General features: G+C 53.1%; 24 protein-coding genes. 9 read left to right on the forward strand and 15 right to left on the reverse strand.

The annotated features are described in order from the left end of the window. Positions 1-8 precede the first annotated feature (8 nt). On the reverse strand, positions 9-788 hold the full coding sequence (locus tag MWU51_RS09105; RefSeq protein WP_247036568.1) for a response regulator: 780 nt from the start codon (positions 786-788) through the stop codon (positions 9-11). A gap of 116 nt (positions 789-904) precedes the next feature. Here MWU51_RS09105 and MWU51_RS09110 point away from each other — a divergent pair, with 116 nt between their 5' ends. From MWU51_RS09110 to MWU51_RS09135, 6 genes are all read left to right on the forward strand, one after another. After that, positions 905-1075: a NepR family anti-sigma factor gene (locus tag MWU51_RS09110; RefSeq protein WP_247036569.1), complete on the forward strand. Its 171-nt coding sequence runs from the start codon at positions 905-907 to the stop codon at positions 1073-1075. Next, positions 1072-1623 (forward strand): RNA polymerase sigma factor, encoded by a 552-nt coding sequence (locus MWU51_RS09115; protein ID WP_247036570.1) that lies wholly within the window; start codon positions 1072-1074, stop codon positions 1621-1623. Before MWU51_RS09110 ends, MWU51_RS09115 begins: the two co-directional genes overlap by 4 nt. Then, positions 1620-3191, forward strand: a complete 1572-nt coding sequence (locus MWU51_RS17140; RefSeq protein ID WP_247036572.1) for a histidine kinase dimerization/phosphoacceptor domain -containing protein — start codon at positions 1620-1622, stop codon at positions 3189-3191. The genes MWU51_RS09115 and MWU51_RS17140 overlap by 4 nt, the downstream gene beginning before the upstream one ends. Before the next feature lie 101 nt (positions 3192-3292). Then, on the forward strand, positions 3293-3487 hold the full coding sequence (locus tag MWU51_RS09125; protein ID WP_247036574.1) for a CsbD family protein: 195 nt from the start codon (positions 3293-3295) through the stop codon (positions 3485-3487). A gap of 99 nt (positions 3488-3586) precedes the next feature. Then, the gene (locus MWU51_RS09130) at positions 3587-4042 is read left to right on the forward strand and encodes an MgtC/SapB family protein (RefSeq protein WP_247036576.1); all 456 of its coding nucleotides are present in this window, start codon (positions 3587-3589) and stop codon (positions 4040-4042) included. Between the two features lie 78 nt (positions 4043-4120). Next, positions 4121-4285 carry a hypothetical protein gene (locus tag MWU51_RS09135; RefSeq protein WP_247036577.1) on the forward strand — a complete coding sequence of 55 codons (165 nt, stop codon included), beginning with the start codon at positions 4121-4123 and terminating at the stop codon, positions 4283-4285. Positions 4286-4375: 90 nt separating this feature from the next. Here the strand turns inward: MWU51_RS09135 and MWU51_RS09140 are convergent, their stop codons facing one another. The 9 genes from MWU51_RS09140 to MWU51_RS09180 all read right to left on the reverse strand — a co-directional run bounded on the left by MWU51_RS09140 (position 4376) and on the right by MWU51_RS09180 (position 9837). Beyond that, positions 4376-5461, reverse strand: a complete 1086-nt coding sequence (locus MWU51_RS09140; RefSeq protein ID WP_247036579.1) for an AI-2E family transporter — start codon at positions 5459-5461, stop codon at positions 4376-4378. Between the two features lies 1 nt (position 5462). Continuing rightward, positions 5463-6416, reverse strand: coding sequence for a YihY/virulence factor BrkB family protein (locus MWU51_RS09145; RefSeq protein ID WP_247036581.1), 954 nt, complete (start codon positions 6414-6416; stop codon positions 5463-5465). A 16-nt stretch (positions 6417-6432) separates the two neighbouring features. Next, a complete protein-coding gene (locus MWU51_RS09150) occupies positions 6433-7266 on the reverse strand; it encodes a hypothetical protein (RefSeq protein WP_247036583.1) in 834 nt (277 codons plus the stop codon). Then, a complete protein-coding gene (locus MWU51_RS09155; RefSeq protein WP_247036585.1) occupies positions 7256-7648 on the reverse strand; it encodes a phage holin family protein in 393 nt (130 codons plus the stop codon). The genes MWU51_RS09150 and MWU51_RS09155 overlap by 11 nt, the downstream gene beginning before the upstream one ends. Continuing rightward, positions 7648-8091, reverse strand: a complete 444-nt coding sequence (locus tag MWU51_RS09160) for a hypothetical protein (protein WP_247036587.1) — start codon at positions 8089-8091, stop codon at positions 7648-7650. The genes MWU51_RS09155 and MWU51_RS09160 overlap by 1 nt, the downstream gene beginning before the upstream one ends. 117 nt (positions 8092-8208) lie before the next feature. Further along, positions 8209-8388 (reverse strand): PLDc N-terminal domain-containing protein, encoded by a 180-nt coding sequence (locus tag MWU51_RS09165; RefSeq protein ID WP_247036589.1) that lies wholly within the window; start codon positions 8386-8388, stop codon positions 8209-8211. Between the two features lie 96 nt (positions 8389-8484). Continuing rightward, a complete protein-coding gene (locus MWU51_RS09170) occupies positions 8485-8943 on the reverse strand; it encodes a host attachment family protein (protein WP_247036591.1) in 459 nt (152 codons plus the stop codon). 98 nt (positions 8944-9041) lie between these two features. Next, a complete protein-coding gene (locus tag MWU51_RS09175; RefSeq protein WP_247036593.1) occupies positions 9042-9512 on the reverse strand; it encodes a hemerythrin domain-containing protein in 471 nt (156 codons plus the stop codon). A gap of 76 nt (positions 9513-9588) precedes the next feature. Further along, the gene (locus MWU51_RS09180) at positions 9589-9837 is read right to left on the reverse strand and encodes a hypothetical protein (RefSeq protein WP_247036594.1); all 249 of its coding nucleotides are present in this window, start codon (positions 9835-9837) and stop codon (positions 9589-9591) included. Between the two features lie 231 nt (positions 9838-10068). On the opposite strand from MWU51_RS09180, the gene MWU51_RS09185 reads away from it, so the two are divergent. Together MWU51_RS09185 and MWU51_RS09190 are read left to right on the forward strand one after the other, a co-directional pair. Further along, positions 10069-11595 (forward strand): phospholipase D-like domain-containing protein, encoded by a 1527-nt coding sequence (locus MWU51_RS09185; RefSeq protein ID WP_247036596.1) that lies wholly within the window; start codon positions 10069-10071, stop codon positions 11593-11595. A gap of 146 nt (positions 11596-11741) precedes the next feature. Then, a complete protein-coding gene (locus tag MWU51_RS09190) occupies positions 11742-13358 on the forward strand; it encodes a GMC family oxidoreductase (RefSeq protein ID WP_247036598.1) in 1617 nt (538 codons plus the stop codon). Between the two features lie 374 nt (positions 13359-13732). On the opposite strand, the gene MWU51_RS09195 is transcribed toward MWU51_RS09190, so the two are convergent. Beyond that, complete coding sequence (locus tag MWU51_RS09195; RefSeq protein WP_247036600.1) at positions 13733-14311, reverse strand: hypothetical protein; 579 nt, start codon at positions 14309-14311, stop codon at positions 13733-13735. 363 nt (positions 14312-14674) lie between these two features. Here MWU51_RS09195 and MWU51_RS09200 point away from each other — a divergent pair, with 363 nt between their 5' ends. Next, a complete protein-coding gene (locus MWU51_RS09200) occupies positions 14675-15274 on the forward strand; it encodes a hypothetical protein (RefSeq protein WP_247036602.1) in 600 nt (199 codons plus the stop codon). A gap of 330 nt (positions 15275-15604) precedes the next feature. Here MWU51_RS09200 and MWU51_RS09205 read toward each other — a convergent pair whose 3' ends face one another. The 4 genes from MWU51_RS09205 to MWU51_RS09220 all read right to left on the reverse strand — a co-directional run bounded on the left by MWU51_RS09205 (position 15605) and on the right by MWU51_RS09220 (position 17365). Further along, positions 15605-16126: a hypothetical protein gene (locus MWU51_RS09205; RefSeq protein WP_247036604.1), complete on the reverse strand. Its 522-nt coding sequence runs from the start codon at positions 16124-16126 to the stop codon at positions 15605-15607. Positions 16127-16155: 29 nt separating this feature from the next. Next, positions 16156-16665, reverse strand: coding sequence for a helix-turn-helix domain-containing protein (locus MWU51_RS09210; RefSeq protein WP_247036605.1), 510 nt, complete (start codon positions 16663-16665; stop codon positions 16156-16158). Next, positions 16658-16972: a hypothetical protein gene (locus MWU51_RS09215; RefSeq protein WP_247036607.1), complete on the reverse strand. Its 315-nt coding sequence runs from the start codon at positions 16970-16972 to the stop codon at positions 16658-16660. Before MWU51_RS09215 ends, MWU51_RS09210 begins: the two co-directional genes overlap by 8 nt. Before the next feature lie 183 nt (positions 16973-17155). Further along, a complete protein-coding gene (locus MWU51_RS09220; RefSeq protein ID WP_247036609.1) occupies positions 17156-17365 on the reverse strand; it encodes a MerR family transcriptional regulator in 210 nt (69 codons plus the stop codon). Positions 17366-17400: the final 35 nt, after the last annotated feature.

A 17400-nucleotide genomic window follows, 5' to 3' on the forward strand; every position in this document is an offset into this window, starting at 1 on the left:
TTGACCGGTTATGCCAGCGTTTCGGTTGACGAAAAGAACATCGCCTGAGAAATGGCCGATAGCACCTGTTCCGCGCGGAAAGGTTTTGTGATCAGAAATGCAGGTTCCGGCCGTTCTCCGGTCAGCAGACGTTCTGGAAACGCGGTGATGAAAATCACAGGCACGTCGCCATGCGCAGCCAGCAAATCGTTTACTGCATCAATGCCCGAGCTGTTATCCGCCAGTTGGATGTCTGCAAGGATCAGATCAGGGCGACCGTTTGTGCCAATCTCCATCGCCTCATCGTGCGTTTGCGCCACGCCAAAGATCCGGTGGCCTGCGTCAGATACAATCCCTTCCAGATCCATCGCAATGATAGGTTCATCTTCGATGATAAACACCGCACCGCGTGCGGCTTTGGCCAGCTCGGCCTGACCTATGCGGATCAAAGATTCTGCTTCGGCAGTATCTACGCCGAGAACCTTGGCGACATCTTCTGCCGGAAAGTCCTCCAGTGCGTTCAGCAACACAGCCTCGCGCGCATTTTCGGTCAAAGAAGCCAACCGTTTTTGCGCCTTCGCAGCCGCGCCACGATCAGCATCCGAGACAGGCGCACCCGAGCTTTGCCAGATGGTGTGAAACAACTGATACAGCGCCACTCGCGCGCCTTTCTGGGCGGGGATCGTGTCGGGGTTTGCGATCATCGCCTCTAGCACTGCTGCGGCATAGGCATCCCCGGTTGACTGGCTGCCGGTCAAGGCACGGGCATAGCGGCGCAGATAAGGAATATGTATCGCGATGTGGTCCATTTTTTCACCTTTGCCTGTCTTGTCGAACTTTATTTTCCAGAAACGGGAACCCGTTGGTGTTTTGATCGTTGTGTTTATACTAGGCCGGTAAAATCCGAGATAACAGAGTGAAATCAATGTCCGCTAACAACGCCAACAAAAAACGGTCACAAGAATTGATCGACGAGAACCTCAAGATGGCGTTCAGCGAAACGTTGGATGAAGGCATACCGGATCGGTTCAAGGATTTACTGGCGAAACTGAAAGACACCGCCTCTGACAAATCCTCGGAGGAGCCAAAGAAATGACCCTTCCGGATCCCCGCGATGCTGTGTTGGAGCATATTCCCGCACTGCGCGCCTTTGCTCGCAGTCTGACCAAGGATGCCGTCCGTGCAGATGATTTGGTTCAAGAATGCTTGGTCAAAGCCATTGGCAATTTTGACAAGTTCAAAACCGGCACCAACTTGCGTGCCTGGATGTTCACCATCTTGCGCAATACCTTTTATTCCGAACGTCGCAAAGCCGTGCGGGAGGCTGAAGATCCCGAAGGTGAGATTGTCGGGGCTTTGTCTGTGAAGCCAGATCACGACGGCCACATGCAACTGAACGAATTCAAGATGGCGTTTCAACAGCTCAAGGACGAGCATCGCGAGGCCCTGACCCTGATCGGTGCGCTGGGTCTGTCGTATGAAGAGGCCGCCGAAGCCTGCGAAGTTGCCGTAGGGACAATGAAATCGCGCACCAATCGCGCGCGAAAAGAGTTGGCCCGGTTGATGGAGCTGGACGACGACAAACCAACCGAGCTTACCGACAGTCAAACCCTTTCAATTGTCAATCAATCAGGACACATGTGACCCGCGATCCCCGTATCTTGCTTGGCTCTCTTCGAAGTCGCTTTGTGGCGGTTTACATGATCGTCATGGCGCCGATTGCAGTATTGGCCAGCTATTATCAGCTTAACATCCTGACAGACCGACATGAAGCGCGCGAGATCGCGGCACTTGATGCTATTGAAAGCGCGTTTGCGCCGGTGATTGCGATATTGGTGCAAACTGATCTTTTTCTTGACCTGCTGGGTGGATTAAGCAGTCGCGGCCTATCCGAAGGCGGCGAATGTGACATGGTAATAGACGCCATTTTGCAGGCAAGTTTTCCAATTGCGGCAGTCGGAATTTATTCGGAAGACGAGCAACCGCTTTGTGCACAAGCCATGCAGCGGTCCGGCGTGGGGACGGAAGTTACGTCCGCTCGCATCGTACAATCCCCTCAGATCACAATGACCGACAGCGATATTCTTGCCACAAAGAAGATCGAAGACAACATCATTGCAATCAAAGCAAGTTTACCCAAGGTCGACTTGCCCGACGTCGCCACGGGTTATCTTTTCGTAAACAGAACACCCGACACAGCAACAGGTGCCGATCAAGCCGTCTACCAAGACCTTGGCAATCGTCTTGCAACAGATGCACGCGACATTCTACGCGACCAATCTGACCACGATGTCGCAGCCCTTCCGGTGGCGGCATTCGGTCTACGTCTAATTGCGACGCTGCAACCCGGTGTCGCTGCACCACCCGTTTGGCTGATCATCGTCAACGCTGGTTTTGTGCCATTGCTGTTGCTTACGCTTAGTCTGCTGTTGGCCGATCTGTTGATCCGAAAAATGGCTCTGAACGACATCACTCGTCTGACGCGCGACATGCGGGCTTTTCGGCAAGACCGCGATCTTCCAAAGCTCGGACTTGGCCGCTGGGCCACAAATGAGACCGCAGCCATGCAGGTCGAGTTTTCGGCACTGTCTGATCAGTTGCTACACGAAGAAGCGGAAGCGCAGAACCGACTTCACAACGCCAACATCCTTCAGCGCGAAATTTTTCACCGGGTCGGAAACAACCTTCAAATCATTCAATCCATCCTGCGTCTTTACGAACAGGATACACACACACCTGAAGAACAACAGCTGGTCAATCGGCTGGCCGCCCGCATCCGTGTGATAAATCTGGTTCACAACGCAATGCACCGTACAGTTGACGCACCTGTATTGCCGGTTGGCCTAATCATCAGCAAATTGATACAGGGACTACGACATGAAGGAATAATAGACGCCGATATCGAGATCACGGAGGACTTTCAGAATATCGAGCTTCGTATCAATCGCGTCTATGCACTGTGCTATCTTCTGGTTGAGAAGTTGAAGCGCCTATCCCGATCCGGTGCTCAGCATATACAGATCAGTCTTCTTGAGGATGGCGATCAGGCTGTTTTGACAATCTCGGCTAATGTCAGGGAACTGGCGCGCCCTGATCCCGTCAGCGCACGACTTCGACATATCTATGCCCACGACCTTCAGGCGACAGCGCATTGGCATCACAACGTCAACTCGGTGATCTACAAAGCTCAAATGCCCCGACAGGTGAAATAAATCAATGCTGAGTTTCGAATAAGATTTCTTCGGCCAATGGGAACCAAATCCCGTCTGTCGCGTTGATTTATCAGAAACCGCAACACGTAAGGAGGCACCGCATGAATTGGGACGAAATTCAAGGTAAGTGGAAACAAATCAAAGGGCAGTTGAAGGAACAGTGGGGCGAACTGACCGACGACGAGCTTGATCAGATCGACGGCAATCGCGAGCAGCTTGAAGGCAAGTTGCAGGAAAAATACGGTAAAACAAAAGAAGAGGCGCGCGATGAAGTTGACAAATGGCTGTCGGACTGACGCCCATTGAAAACTCTGCTGCTAATGAACGCTTAAGACAACGGGCGCGGTTTAGACCGCGCCCGATCTGTTTTCAACCCAATCTGCAAGGACGCGTCGATGATTGATTATGAAACATTTGTAATTCGAAGCCTGGTCGCGATGGGGCTTGGGCTGGTGGTGGGCCTCGACCGTGAATTCAAGCACAAACCATTGGGGATGCGTGCTTACATGCTGGTCAGCCTGGGGGCAGCAGCGGTTTGCATGGTGTCACTGAACATCGCATCCGAGGCCGACGCAAAAGGTGTCTCGTTTGATTTGTCACGCGTGGTCAGCGGGATCGTCGGAGGTATCGGCTTTCTGGGTGCCGGCGCGATCATGTCCAACAGAAGCAATGGAAAATTGCGCGGTGTGGGTAGCGGATCGTTGATCTGGGTGGTTGGAATAATCGGCCTTGCCGTCGGATTCGGGTTCGTGATTGAAGCTGCGACCGTCACCCTTTTGTCATTTCTGATCTTGACGCTGGTGGGCTTGCTGCGCGACCGGTTTGACCTGCAAGACCACGAAGACGACTGACATATGGAACAATTTGGCCTGACACACGTTGTCTCTACACACACCGGCGCCGAAAGCGTCAACGCGAAGGAGAGACACATGGCCAAGATCAAACCATCTTACAATCCGCTCGACCTGAAAGGGTCCGAGCAACACCATGACCTGAAGAACCAGCCTGGCGAAAAAGGCGAAAAAGATCATCAGGAGAAGTCTGACATCACGTCAGAAGAGCTTGAAAAGACTGATGACGAAGAAAAGGATTGAACCCTTTCGATTGGACAGATTTACAACAGTTTTATGGGTCCGCATTCAACATGCGGGCCTTTTTTGTTGTGCGATGCTTGTTGCGAGGTCTCAGCTTTCTCGGTCGACGCGCGGATCATCGCTCCGCACATCTTCACCGCCTAGGAAAACACCAATCGCACGGGTTGACGGTGTTTGATCAAGGATCACCTTTGCAGTTATCAAGACTGGCACCGCAATCACCATCCCAACCACCGACCAGATCCACGCAAAAAACGCCACAGCGACGAACACGACGGTCGGATTGAGCTTCAGTTGATTTGAAATCACATAAGGGGTCACAAGCTGCCCCTCGATCGACGTCAGCGCCATATAAGTTGCAAAAATCATGATTGCCGTCCAAGCGTCATCATACACGTTGAAACCCACGATTGAGGCCAGGAGCGCACCAAAGATTGCACCGACATAAGGAATGAAATTCAGCGAGAACGCGATCACCGCGAACATGACGGGGTTGGGCAAACCCCAAGCAGCCATCGCAGCCCCGATAACAATGCCAAGGGTTAAGTTGATCAAGGTGATCCCACCCAAATATTGGCCAAGCTTTCGTTCGATCTGCTGAACCATTGCCACAGCTGCGCGCTTGTCCGAGAACCGTGGCAGGCTTTCCACCAGTTTACGCACGAAAGATGAACCCGACGAAATCAGAAAAAACATCAATACAATGGTCAGTATGATCTGCCCCAACACCACCGGGGCTGACGCCACCAGCGAACTGACAAAATTCGTGCTTTCGACCACTTTCACAGCCATCGCCGGTTCGTCCTCGGCGCTTGCAACGGCGTCCTCGGCGGCTTTGGCAGCTTCACCCAGTTTATCCAGCGTCTCGGCCGCCGCACTTGGCATTCTGCGAATGTCATTGATCATATCCGGCAAGTCTTCTGCCAGTTGCGCGATCGGGTGGCTGAAGTTCCAGGCCGCAAAGGTCAGACCGATCCCTGCCACCGCACAGACCAGAAATGCGGTGATTACGCTCGGAACACCCAATTTGGACATGCTTCGTTCCACCGGGCGCATGATCAGAAAACCCAAAAGTGCCGCAACAATTGGGATCAGCAGATCGCTGGCCCAATCCAGAAAGAAAAGCGCAAGGCACAGAAAGATGCCAATCTGCGCCCAGTTTGCTTTTTGTCTCACTTCATTCCCCTTTAGTCTCGGCACGGCTCTGGCCGAGCGTATCGGCCATAACGGCACCTCGTTCGCCCATCGGCTTATCGGGTCCGGTCGTGGTATCGGTGCGAGTCTGGTGTTCCATTTCGGCATTCACCTTGCCACCGACCAGAACAACCATCGCAGAAATCCACAACCACATCAGCAGGATGATCACACCGGCAATCGCCCCGAAGCTTTCATTGTAGCTGGCAAAATTTGAGACATAGACCGTGAACGCAAAAGATGCCGCCATCCAGCACAGGCAAGCAAAAACTGCTCCGGGTGAAATCCACGCCCAGCGCGCATCGCGACGACTGGGTCCGAACCGATAAAGCACAGAGATCCCCGCGACAGTCATCACAATCAGCAACCCCCAGGTGCCGATACGAGTTGCCAAATCAGCGATTGGGTCAAGCGACAGAAAGCTAAGCACCAAGGGTAGCGCGACAATGACCATCACCGCCAACAGAATGCCCAGCATCAGCAATGCCGTAAGCGCAAGAAAGGTGGTGTTCCTTTTGAAAAAGCCCCGCTTTTCTTCTTCGGCATAGACGATGTTCAAGCCGTCACAAAGGGTCGCCACCCCGCGCGAACTGGACCAGAGTGCAAGTGCGACACTTAGGATCAAAGTCAACTCCAGCCCATTCGCTTGAGCAACCGATGTGGCCTGCGCACGGATGATAGACAGGGCATCGGCTGGGACAACCCCCTGAAAGCGATCCATCTGGGCGACAATGATTCCAGGGTCCAAAACCAGCCCGCCTACCGCCAAAAGGGCCGTGATGGCTGGAAAAAGGGCAAGTATTCCGAAAAATGCCACGCCGGCCGCAATCAGGCTGATGCGATCACGACCGAAGCGACGCGCGATCCGCGTTGCAATATCGATCCATCCGCTCCGGGGGATGTCTGTTGGGGTGCGGGCATCGCGACCTCGGGCCATCATGAGCCTCCTGTTCTTAGCCATCAGGTATGCCCTGAACGGCGGTATTCCGCACGGCTCGGGCTTGTGCAAGTTCTTCTTCGAAAACGCGGTCGGCTTCCGAAAAGGCGTCGAAATCGTCGGTACCGTCTTCGTCAGTCCGAGCCGAATTGCGCAGGTAGAGCGCACCGGCAACCGCGGCCCCCAGGGCAAGCGCGACCCCGCCAACAACCAGAGGGTTCTCTTTCGCGAAATCAGCACTAACGTGACCGGCTTCACGTATTTTTCGACCCGAGGTCTGAGCGGCGGTCAAGGCTTTCTCGCGGGCGGCAATGACGCGCGCACGCGCCTCTGTTGATAGCTCCTCGGTGCCTTCTGCAATGCGACTGCGTATGTCGTTGGCTTGCCGGCGAAGTTCATCCAACTGATCTTGTGCTGCACCCAATGCGTCCTTTGCGTGGTCCTGCACGCGCTCTGTAATGTCAGGCGAGCGTTTCGTCGAATGCGTCGCCACCATCACTGGCGTATCACGATCGGGATCACCGTCTGCTGGCTTGGGTCCATTATAGGCACCCATCGAACGACGAACGGTCGGCTCAGGCGTCGACGACGACCCCGCCCCTGCCCCAGACAACAGCCAGCTTATGCCCGCACCCACAGCAGCCACAGCCAGCGGGTGTGCCTGTGCATTCTGGCCAAAACGCGCCAGAAGCTTCTGGACAACATCACCGCTTGCGGCTCGCAAGTGCTGTCCTGCTTCTGCGGTCAAGGCTTCGACGGAAACGTGGTCGTTCAACGCCGATAACTTTTGTTCCAACTCGGCACGCTCAGTTTCAATTCCATCTTGAATTTGGTCTATTTCATTTCTCATGTGCGGCCTCCTTCAAGGCGTTTGCGTCGCGTCGAATGCGGGCAGCGGTGCGCGATGGTGCACGGCTGGCCATCTTCAGATCACTTTGTGCTTTCAGAACCATGATCAGGGCAAAGACAGCAAAAAAACTGGCCACGATCAGAGAGGACCAAACGACCGAGATGCCGGCAGTCGCCAACGCGGCGACAAGGGTACCCGCGATCAAATTCAATGCGATCATTGCCAGAATGGCCGCACCGACCAAAAGGCCAATGGCCACCCCAGCCCGGTTGATGTTTTCACCCAACTCGGCCTTAGCCAGTTTAATCTCTTTCTGGATCAAGCCCGAACTAAGCCGCAGCACATCCGAGATTAACGATAAGGTTGATTGTTCGGTTCTCATCACTTTTCTCCTGACTTGGTCATCATGCGCGCAATCGCGAACCCGACTAGCGCAGCACCACCGGCAAACAACAACGGATTGCGTTTGGCAAAGTCCGAGACATCACGCGAAATCTGGCCCAGATCTTTGTCACGGATCGCGTCCGAGGCATCCGCCAGACTTGCGGCCAATTGGCCAAAGCTGCGTTCCTGAAACGAGCCGTCGCGCAAAGACGCCGCGGCGCCGCGCAAGGTCTCGGATGCACGTGACGCGCTATCTGAAATGGTGTTTGCAGTTGTTTCGGCAGTGTCACGAGCCGACGAGGCAATATCTTCTGCCCCTGATTTCAAGTTTTCGACAGAAGATTTGACCGCTGAGGTTGTCTCGTCCACGGCTTTGTCGATTTTCTTGGCAGCTTGCGTTTTCTTCGCTGTCGATTTGGCGGATGTAGTTGTTTTGGCCATCGTTTTTTCCTTTTCAACAAATGTGAGCGGAGATTCCATCCTGACCCACATGGATTCAACAGCGTTCGACATCGAACGCGACAGTGAGATAATTGGAGACAGGATGCAAAGGGGTCGTTATGCGCCTTTCGGGCCTGCAACGAACCAGATGATAAAGCCGATGAACGGCAGGACCAAAATCAACAAGATCCAAAGCACCTTGTTCAATGCTGGCACACCCGATTGCAGCACTGAAACAATCGCCCAGATATCCAGAATCAAGATGATTAAACCACCTATGCCAGACACGAAATCCATTCTGCTTTCCTTTCATTGTGGTGCAGCCACACTGCTGCTTTTCACTAGATCAACGCAGCGCCGACCTTTTGGTTCCCAGCAGATAGGGTTGGGAGGTTATGATTGCGTCTCCAGCTCGGCACGAATGATCTTTGCCACCTCGTCGATCGGGTGATTTGTCAGCGTTTTTGGAACCTCAGCAATCACGCGATTGCGCACCTCTTGATGAATTTCATCACGCAATATCGCCAAAACATCTGGCGCGGCGCAGAGAACCAGATGAGTGTACTGGCCTTTGTGAGCCTGGCGATACAGATACTCTGCCAAATCCTGCGCAAAGCGTTCTTTCCCCAGTTGGTGCCAATCAGTATCTTCATATGCTGATTTCCCGTGATTGGTACTTTGATGTACACGCCCTCGCCGATTGGCGGCCTGTTCGCGATTGGGTGGATTATCCTGTTCTTCCTTTCGCAGCACCTGCAAGTCCGTGTTCTGCACATCGCCTTCGTTGATAAGGAACAGTGCTTTCTCACCGTCAGCAATCAATACCCAGGTTCCATTGAGCAGTTTCTTCATCGAGCACTCCTTTCAGGTCAGGTGATCATTGTCATGATGCCCAAATGTGTTCAGCACTCCAACAGTGGTCGGAAGCGTAAAACACCTATGATAAGGTCTTAATCCTCAAGACTGTCTTCGCGCTTGTCGTCGATCAGCTCACGCTCTTTCTTCTTGCGCGCTTCGAACCGGGCTCCAAAGCCTTCGATCTCTTTTTCATTTATGGTTTCCTTGGCACGTTCAAACACCTCGTTTTCTTCTTCGTCCATATGGTGGTTATAGTCATGCGCCAGTTGTTCGAATGTCTTCATCCACATATCCGACGTTAGTTTCAGGGCGTTGATCTCCTCCATCAAATCATCAAGCTGCTGATGCTCGTGGACCGAATGTCGGGCTGCATCCTGGCCCCAGGTTTTTGAGATCAGTTTCGAATAGAAAGTTTCTTCTTCCGCCGCTGCGTGGCTTTTGACGTCCTCATAAAAGGCGCGCCACAGTTTGCCGCGGTCATGAGTGTTGCTGTTCTTGATCTTGGTCAGCATCTCGCGATGTTTGTCGTGATCGTTCTTGATAGCATCATAGATATTGGTCATTCTCGTATCCTAGTGTCGATCAATTTGTCATTGATTTACAGAAATGAAGGGCGAAGTCCGGTTTGGACGAGGGACCCTATTGAACGTGCGCGTCAATACGGGGCGCTTGGCGTTGCACAGAAATCTGAGGCGTTTCGGCGGTCAATCGTTCCAATCCGGCCGAAATGGCACAAACCGTCGCGGCGCGTGCACCTGCTGGTCGATCATCCATATGTGACAGCAAACGCTGATAGATCTCCAAAGCCTTTTTCAGATTCTGTTCGGGATTACGGGCAAATAAATCTTTGAACACCCGATCTTTCGATGGAAAATTAAGTGTTTTCATGTCCGCCTTCCACGTATTGTCATTACAACGATGCGCCACTTGCGCTTGGGTAAGAAACGCAGTCGTGCCCTCATTGGTTCCAATGTTTTTGAAATCGATGTTGAAAGGCGTAGGCGTTGGAAGCTCGAACGAAAGTGGTACTACGCTCGTCACGAGGGAACGTTTGTCGGGCCAGTAACGTTAAGTGCGTGAAGATACGAATTCACGCCAGTGCAAGGATACCGGAAAGCTATGTCAGATCATCAGCCCGCCCCCGAAAGCTGCAGCCTGTTCGAGCCGGGAAGAAATTGCTGGAGGGTCAATACTGCCAAAAAGTTCGAACTTGTGGTCGATGGCGCCGCCTATTTCCGTGCATTGCGCGAAGCGTTGATAGCTGCTGAATGGCAAGTGCTATTGATCGGTTGGGATTTCGATCTGGAGATCGAGATGCTTCCGGGTGAAAGCGATGCAGACGGCGACGCACCAGATGGACTCCCCAACAAGGTCGCAGATTTCATCAAGCTCCTGGTCAATCGTTCCCCAGAACTGAACATCTATATTCTGCGTTGGAGTGGGTCGGCCGTCATCGCGCCGGGTCGACTTGTGCCTGCAGTGCGTCTGAGCATGTCAGGACCGGACCGGATCAAACTGGCATTGGACGGGCGGCATCCGGTCGGTGCTTGTCATCATCAGAAGATTGTCATTGTGGATGATCGGCTGGCTTTTTGTGGTGGTATTGACGTCACTGACGCCCGATGGGACACACCCGATCACACCCCCGAGGATCCGCGACGCGTGCTGCGCGATGGATCCCCTGCCGACCCCTGGCATGATGCAACCACAGCAGTGACTGGCCCGGTCGCCCGCGACTTGGCAGATTTGGCCCGGATGCGGTGGAAGCGGGCAACCGGAGAAGCTCTAAATGCACCAGACCTTCCAGATCATGACATCTGGCCAGCATCACTAGATATCAGTTGCCGTAATATACCTGTGGCGATCTCTCGCACCGTGCCGCCCGACGAAGATCATCCCCTAGTCAACGAGATTGAGGAGATGATTTTGGTTGAAATAGCATCAGCGAAGTCGTCGATTTACATTGAAAGTCAATATTTTGCGTCGGACGCCGTCACAGAAGCACTGTCCCGACGCCTGCGCGAGCCAACCGGCCCTGACATTGTCGTGATCAATCCGGTTAATGCCGAAAACATCATCGAGGATAGCGCCATGAACGTCACCAGAACGCGCATGGTAAAAGCGCTTCAGAGAGTTGACCATGACAACCGGTTTTGCATTCTCACTCCGGTCAATGCAGCGTCCCAGTCAATCTATGTCCATGCCAAAGTTTGCGTGATCGATGACCGGGTTTTGCGCGTTGGATCCAGCAACATCGACCGAAGGTCTATGGGGTTCGACACTGAATGCGATCTGAGCATCGAAGCGCGGGATGATGACGTCAGTCAGATCATTGCCGACCTGCGCAATCGCCTGTTGGCAGAACATCTTGGATGCAGTCAGAAGACTTTGGCAGACAGAATTGCCAAGACAGGTAGCATTCTTGCGGCGATCCACGAACTGAACGCATCAGAGGGACGCAGATTGCAACCCCTTGACCTAAACACGGATACCGGTGTTGGGGCAGTTCTTGCCGATACTCGCCTTTTGGACCCGAGATTTAAACGCGGCACCCCGAAGCGGCGTGTCATGACTTCGCGTCACATTGCAGTGGGAGTAGCCATCGTGGCGATCGTGGGCACAGTTTATCGCTATCTGATCGGGTAAAGGCGGCGGAGTTCACCGCGCACGACAGGATAGCATTGCGTTTAATACAACCATCAGAGAGGGTGGCCTACGAAAGATCAGGCAGAAAAGTGGGCGTTCATGGCGCGTTTTGGAAACAGGTCTATCTGCCCAGGGGAGCGGTCTGAATGACGCAGGTTGAAACACTGGATGGCAGTTACGACTACGTCATCATCGGCGCAGGAACAGCAGGCTGTGTTCTGGCCAATCGCCTCACCGAAGACCCAAACACACGCGTTCTGCTGTTGGAGGCTGGCGGCAAAGATAACTATCATTGGGTTAAAATTCCGGTTGGATATCTGTATTGCATCGGCAACCCGCGCACCGATTGGATGATGAAAACTGCAGCAGAACCGGGCCTGAACGGTCGCGAATTGGTTTATCCGCGCGGTAAAGTGCTTGGTGGCTGCACTTCGGTGAACGGCATGATCTATATGCGCGGGCAGTCGTCAGACTATGACAATTGGCGGCAATTGGGAAATGTCGGATGGGGGTGGGACGATGTTTTACCCTACTTCCTGAAGTCCGAAGATCACCACGGCGGCGACACCGACATGCACCGCAAGGGCGGCGAATGGAAGGTTGCGAAGCAACGTCTGCGATGGGACATTCTTGCAGCGATCCAAGAGGCTGCCAAAGAGTTCGGTATTCAGCCACGTGACGATTTCAACGACGGCAATAACGAAGGCTCAGGCTTTTTCGAGGTGAACCAGAACAATGGCATCAGGTGGAGCACTGCCACCGGCTTTCTACGTCCAGCCATGAAACGCCCCAATCTTCGAGTTCTGACGCAGGCGCACACCGAACAAGTGATCCTGGACGGAAAAACCGCGAATGGGGTCCGCTTTCGCTGGAAAGACAAATCTTACAAAGCACTTTGCACCTCCGAAGTGGTGTTGGCGGCGGGTGCAATCAATTCTCCCAAACTCTTGGAACTGTCTGGCATTGGCCAGGCGGAAAGACTGTCTGATCTAGGCGTCACACCCGTCCATGAAAGCCTGGGTGTCGGCGAGAACCTTCAGGATCACCTTCAGATCCGAACAGTGTTCAAGGTGCAGAATGCAAAAACCCTGAACACGATGGCCAACTCGCTTTTGGGGAAAGCGCGCATGGGGCTGCAATATGTGCTGACCCAAAGCGGCCCTTTATCCATGGCGCCCAGTCAATTCGGCATGTTCACCAAATCCGATCCGTCACTGGAAACGCCCGACTTAGAGTACCATGTTCAGCCTTTGTCGACCGATCGATTGGGTGACCCGCTACATCCATTTCCTGCAATCACAGTGTCGGTCTGCAACCTACGGCCCGAGAGTATCGGCAGTTGCCATGCGCAATCGTCAGACCACACAGTCCAACCGGATATCCGCCTGAACTATCTTTCAACTGAAAACGACAAACGGGTAGCGGTAACTTCGATCCGGCAGACGCGCCAAATTATGTCTGCGTCTGTGTTGAAGCGTTATCACCCCGAAGAAATCCTGCCAGGCCCTTCCCATCAAGCCGAAGCGGACTTGCTGAGACAAGCTGGCAACATTGCCACAACCATCTTTCATCCCGTCGGGACCTGCAAAATGGGCGATGATCCCACCGCTGTTGTGGGATCCGATTTGCGTGTTCACGGATTGCAGGGACTTCGGGTGGTTGACGCGTCAATCATGCCAAGGATCGTTTCCGGCAACACCGCCTCACCCGTCGTTATGATCGCCGAAAAGGCCGCCGATATGATAAAACGCAGCGCTAAGTAACTGCGCCCTTCGGACGGGCGCTATCATACCATCAGGTCGTTTTTAATGATGGCGGAGGAGGTGTCTTTAAAACAATTTACATAATTAATTGTTTTTAAATCATTAAAACCAATGGCGCCCGATAGAATACCACAATAAATACCACGCAAGGCTCAGAGATTGCCGATTTTAGGAACTAACTGACCAATCATTTTAGATGGGCTATTTTGAGCAACGTAGCAGATGCGCTCTGAGAATCCACTGATTGTTGAACGCCTTTTCCCTTTCATACTGGCAGTGCAGAAAAGTAGTAAACCAGAGCGGCTTTCAATTGGCCTGCACCATGTTTTGCCCCGCCCCCATCACATTAGTTGCAATTGGCGAAAGTCACCTTGTCATTTTACTATGACGCCGCGAGCTAATGCGACACCCCAAGACCAACAACTGTTTTGTTCGCTGGCATCGTTACAATGCGGCATCTCGCCAAAGTCTTCAGGTTTTAAACCCTCTAAGATAGCCTTAAACTCATAGGTAGTATCAGGTTCCACCCAAATTCTGCTCTGTGCCGAGTAAAAGCTCTCAGTTCCGATTTCGTCTTTGACACCGAGTTTTAGTTCAACCCACGTGAAAATCGTATCTTGGTGCTTGTTTTGGAGTGAAGCCACCATCGTAACGTCCAACTTATCTTTCCGAGGTCCGCCACGACCATTTAGATCGACGGGTCGAATGTCCACTTCATGCTTGCTGGCGCAAACTTTCTTTGTAGCTTCACTGGATATCAAGTCACTTGAGCTCAACTCTACACACTTGACCACCCCAGAAAGGGTGCCATGTCTGACACTGCTGTTATACGCTTGTAGAATTGGCTTGAAGCCAGACAGGGATAGAGCCAGCGCGCAAGCAAGCGCTAGAATTACATAATTTTTCAAACGGATAACCCAAGCCTTTACTTGTTCAATTCGATACGGCGGCATTCAAGCTGTTCAACTTTAAGCTGTCAAATGATTTGCACGATAAGAGCGGTTACTTCTTACAATCACCAACAATTCAGCCTTTTGGTTTCAACAAGGAAGGCACATTGCAATCCATGCCGATGATTTGGATGCAGGATTGAGTGCGACGTCAAACTTGCCTTGATTGCATTCAGTTTATACAATTTATTTAGAGTTTAATTGACTAGATTTATTGACTAGAGATTCTGGAATTTTTTGAGGAGTAATACCATGCTTTTGAGGGTGTTTTTTGCGCTGATTTGCACAACACAGATGGCGTTTTCGTCAACCGTTACGATACTCCAGAAGTGGGAGGAATATCAGGGGGGCTCTAAGGCGTTTAACGTGACGGAGAAAGGCTTCAATTACCAGACAAGCGTTGCCTATGCTTCCGGTTTTTACTTGCATCATGATGGTGGCATTTCGACTTCAACAGTTAGCCCAACTAGCTATCAATACTTCACACCTACAAGTATTGATCTCTATGGCTACTCACGTGCTTACAGAACTGCTTCTGACCCAGCCCCGCTGTTGGGCCAACCAGGATACTGGGAATGGGCCAAAGGTGGAACGGCTCCAATTCCCAAGTTGACGATTGAGGGAATGCGTTACGGAGAAGTGATTGCGACAAAGACGGTCGGGCCTCAAGACTGGACTACGCATTCTTTTGATGACCAGTTCTTTGGGATTGACGCACTCAAGTTCACTGTAATCTATCCCAGCGTTGACCGCTATTGGCTTGCTCTTGGGTCTGACGTGCCTCCGAACACCGCATGGTGCGATCTATGGTGTGCCGGGTTCAAAGCGGACAATCTTGTTCTGCAAACCGACCTAGTCGCACCTGTCCCAATGCCCGCAAGCGCGCTTCTTTACCTGTCTGCCCTTGCCGGAGTTGGGATTAGGTTCGGACGTAAAAAGCGCAAGGACGGCCATTCGCCTGCGTGATCTAGGTGGCAATCCACTAGCTTTCAGATAACACCTTACAACGGTCTGGATGACGTTACTGAGCGTCCAGACTGAAACCACATCAGGCTCTGCTGCAAAGCGACGCGACCAGCTTCTTGACGTCCTTGATCTCTAGCGTCCGCAACCCATGCTGATAGTTGGGATGCGCCTGCCCCCTAGGCGCACCTCCACCCGCGCCGTGCAAGCGGCACACCGTCCACCCATGCTTAGAAGGACATCGGCACCGCTTACCTGTGCTTTTCGCCTTCGCAGTGCAACGTGGCGCGTTTCTGAGCCTCTCGGCGGGGTCTATGGGGTTATCGTCGCTTTTCACTCTGACCGCCCCCCTGCGTGGCTTACATCGCCCACAATAGCCTGCCCTCCTTCATGGACTGACACACGCTCGACTCTGACGGTCTGTTGCGCCTTCGCCCGGTATTTCTTAAGCGCGTCCATCTGGGCCAGATAGGTCCGGCTTAGGCGCGTCACAGAACGCTCATAACTTTCGCGGACTTTGTAAGACGATTGCGAGAAAACTCGTTCACTCAAAGACGTCATCGCTACATGGGTTGCGGTCATTTGCGCAATCAGCATTGCCTCGACCGCGTCGCTCGGTTCAAGCTCTGCAAACATCGCAGATGCGAGTGAGCCAAGGCGCTCCGCAGAACCACCCAGCGCGCCGATGGCGGTCGAATAAACCCCATTGGCCCCGTCGGTCGTTTTCATACCCATCAGATCTTCCATGCGCATGTCCGATGACACGTCAGCCGTAAAGCTGTTGTCTCCAGTCTTTCGTATTTTCGGGTGCTTTCGCACCTCGCCTTGACCTTGTTTCTTATCGACCTGCCCCATGTGCTGCCCTTCCCTGTGAGTGGTTACTATTAGTGTTCCGATTTAGAACCGTGCGCCATGCCGTGAATGGCTCTGACGGGTTCTCGTTTGGAACCGGAAACCCCGCTAGGGTTTTCAAACCGAACCACCGCGCCTTGTGACGGTTCGGAACCAGAACCGCGATTTGTTTTTTCCCTGTAAGATCGCCAATCAAGCGTCGGTGGCTCTTTGCCCTTCGCCCTCTGCATCGGCTTTGTGGTCAATCGCCATTCATGCGCGCGCCTGTGATACCAGTTGCCTTCACGCTCCAGCGCAAGAAACCCCTTTTCGACCAATTCGGCATAAGCACGCTTCACAGTCGCTTTACCCATGCCCAGCGCCTCGCCTGCCTCAGCAAACGACAATATCAGCTTGCCGTTATTGCCGCCGTTGTATCGCGTGTGCAGCTCCAGCCACACGCGCACCGCAGCACCGGACAAGCTACGCCAAGCCTCGCTTTTGAGCTGGGCGTATGGGAGGGGCACATACTGCCCCTCCTTCCCTTTCTTGGCGCTACTCATCGGTGCGCCCTTCCTTGGCTTCCTGTGCGGCTTTCAGATCGTCGCGTACACCGATTGCCGATGGCGGGAAGCTAAAAGCCTGCCAATCGTATCCTGGCTTCAGGAAATAGTACGCAATGCGTTCTGGCCCTCGGTAGTCGGTTTCTATGGGCCATTGGTATTGATGGCGAAGCGTGTGAACAATCGCGCCTAGTCGCCACCCTTTCACCTCGCCTATTTCGTCCATATGGTTGATGGTCCGGCCCTCTGTCAGAGCTTTGCAGGTCCAGTAAACTTGTGTGCGGTTGCTATGCCAATGTTCAGTCATGGATGATGCGTCCCTTCTGAATTTCCAGTCGCTCGACCGAGTTTGTCAGGCGTGAAAGAAAAAACCTCTGGCGGTTTCCCCTTGTCGGGCACAGGCATCGTGTGGCATCAACTGAACTTGCTACGGTGGCAGTTGATGTCACTCGAAAAGCCTCAGCCCCGCGTGCGGAGTTGGGGTTTTTCATTATGCGGCCTCGCCATTTGGATCGACGCGCTGGGCTTTGAGATAGGCGTTAAGGTCCGCGCCATGATAGCCGATGCGGCGTCCGATACGGATAAAGGCAGGTCCAGTCATGCGGTGCCGCCATTGTGCGAGCTTTTCGCGGTCGCCTAACACGCGCAGCTCTGGGTCTTCGGGAAAGTAGATACGGTCGTCGTCATAGATTTTAGCCATCGTGAAATCCCTTTGTTGGGTTGGTTGCGATGGCT

This window comes from Aliiroseovarius sp. F47248L (assembly GCF_023016085.1).
Classification (GTDB): Bacteria; Pseudomonadota; Alphaproteobacteria; order Rhodobacterales; family Rhodobacteraceae; genus Aliiroseovarius.

Coding starts and splice junctions, on each gene's coding strand:
- MWU51_RS09105 (WP_247036568.1), bottom strand. CDS start 788: ATGGACCACATCGCGATACATATTCCTTATCTGCGCCGCTATGCCCGT.
- MWU51_RS09110 (WP_247036569.1), top strand. CDS start 905: ATGTCCGCTAACAACGCCAACAAAAAACGGTCACAAGAATTGATCGAC.
- MWU51_RS09115 (WP_247036570.1), top strand. CDS start 1,072: ATGACCCTTCCGGATCCCCGCGATGCTGTGTTGGAGCATATTCCCGCA.
- MWU51_RS09125 (WP_247036574.1), top strand. CDS start 3,293: ATGAATTGGGACGAAATTCAAGGTAAGTGGAAACAAATCAAAGGGCAG.
- MWU51_RS09130 (WP_247036576.1), top strand. CDS start 3,587: ATGATTGATTATGAAACATTTGTAATTCGAAGCCTGGTCGCGATGGGG.
- MWU51_RS09135 (WP_247036577.1), top strand. CDS start 4,121: ATGGCCAAGATCAAACCATCTTACAATCCGCTCGACCTGAAAGGGTCC.
- MWU51_RS09145 (WP_247036581.1), bottom strand. CDS start 6,416: ATGGCCCGAGGTCGCGATGCCCGCACCCCAACAGACATCCCCCGGAGC.
- MWU51_RS09150 (WP_247036583.1), bottom strand. CDS start 7,266: ATGAGAAATGAAATAGACCAAATTCAAGATGGAATTGAAACTGAGCGT.
- MWU51_RS09155 (WP_247036585.1), bottom strand. CDS start 7,648: ATGAGAACCGAACAATCAACCTTATCGTTAATCTCGGATGTGCTGCGG.
- MWU51_RS09160 (WP_247036587.1), bottom strand. CDS start 8,091: ATGGCCAAAACAACTACATCCGCCAAATCGACAGCGAAGAAAACGCAA.
- MWU51_RS09165 (WP_247036589.1), bottom strand. CDS start 8,388: ATGGATTTCGTGTCTGGCATAGGTGGTTTAATCATCTTGATTCTGGAT.
- MWU51_RS09170 (WP_247036591.1), bottom strand. CDS start 8,943: ATGAAGAAACTGCTCAATGGAACCTGGGTATTGATTGCTGACGGTGAG.
- MWU51_RS09175 (WP_247036593.1), bottom strand. CDS start 9,512: ATGACCAATATCTATGATGCTATCAAGAACGATCACGACAAACATCGC.
- MWU51_RS09180 (WP_247036594.1), bottom strand. CDS start 9,837: ATGAAAACACTTAATTTTCCATCGAAAGATCGGGTGTTCAAAGATTTA.
- MWU51_RS09185 (WP_247036596.1), top strand. CDS start 10,069: ATGTCAGATCATCAGCCCGCCCCCGAAAGCTGCAGCCTGTTCGAGCCG.
- MWU51_RS09190 (WP_247036598.1), top strand. CDS start 11,742: ATGACGCAGGTTGAAACACTGGATGGCAGTTACGACTACGTCATCATC.
- MWU51_RS09195 (WP_247036600.1), bottom strand. CDS start 14,311: ATGCCGCCGTATCGAATTGAACAAGTAAAGGCTTGGGTTATCCGTTTG.
- MWU51_RS09205 (WP_247036604.1), bottom strand. CDS start 16,126: ATGGGGCAGGTCGATAAGAAACAAGGTCAAGGCGAGGTGCGAAAGCAC.
- MWU51_RS09210 (WP_247036605.1), bottom strand. CDS start 16,665: ATGAGTAGCGCCAAGAAAGGGAAGGAGGGGCAGTATGTGCCCCTCCCA.
- MWU51_RS09215 (WP_247036607.1), bottom strand. CDS start 16,972: ATGACTGAACATTGGCATAGCAACCGCACACAAGTTTACTGGACCTGC.
- MWU51_RS09220 (WP_247036609.1), bottom strand. CDS start 17,365: ATGGCTAAAATCTATGACGACGACCGTATCTACTTTCCCGAAGACCCA.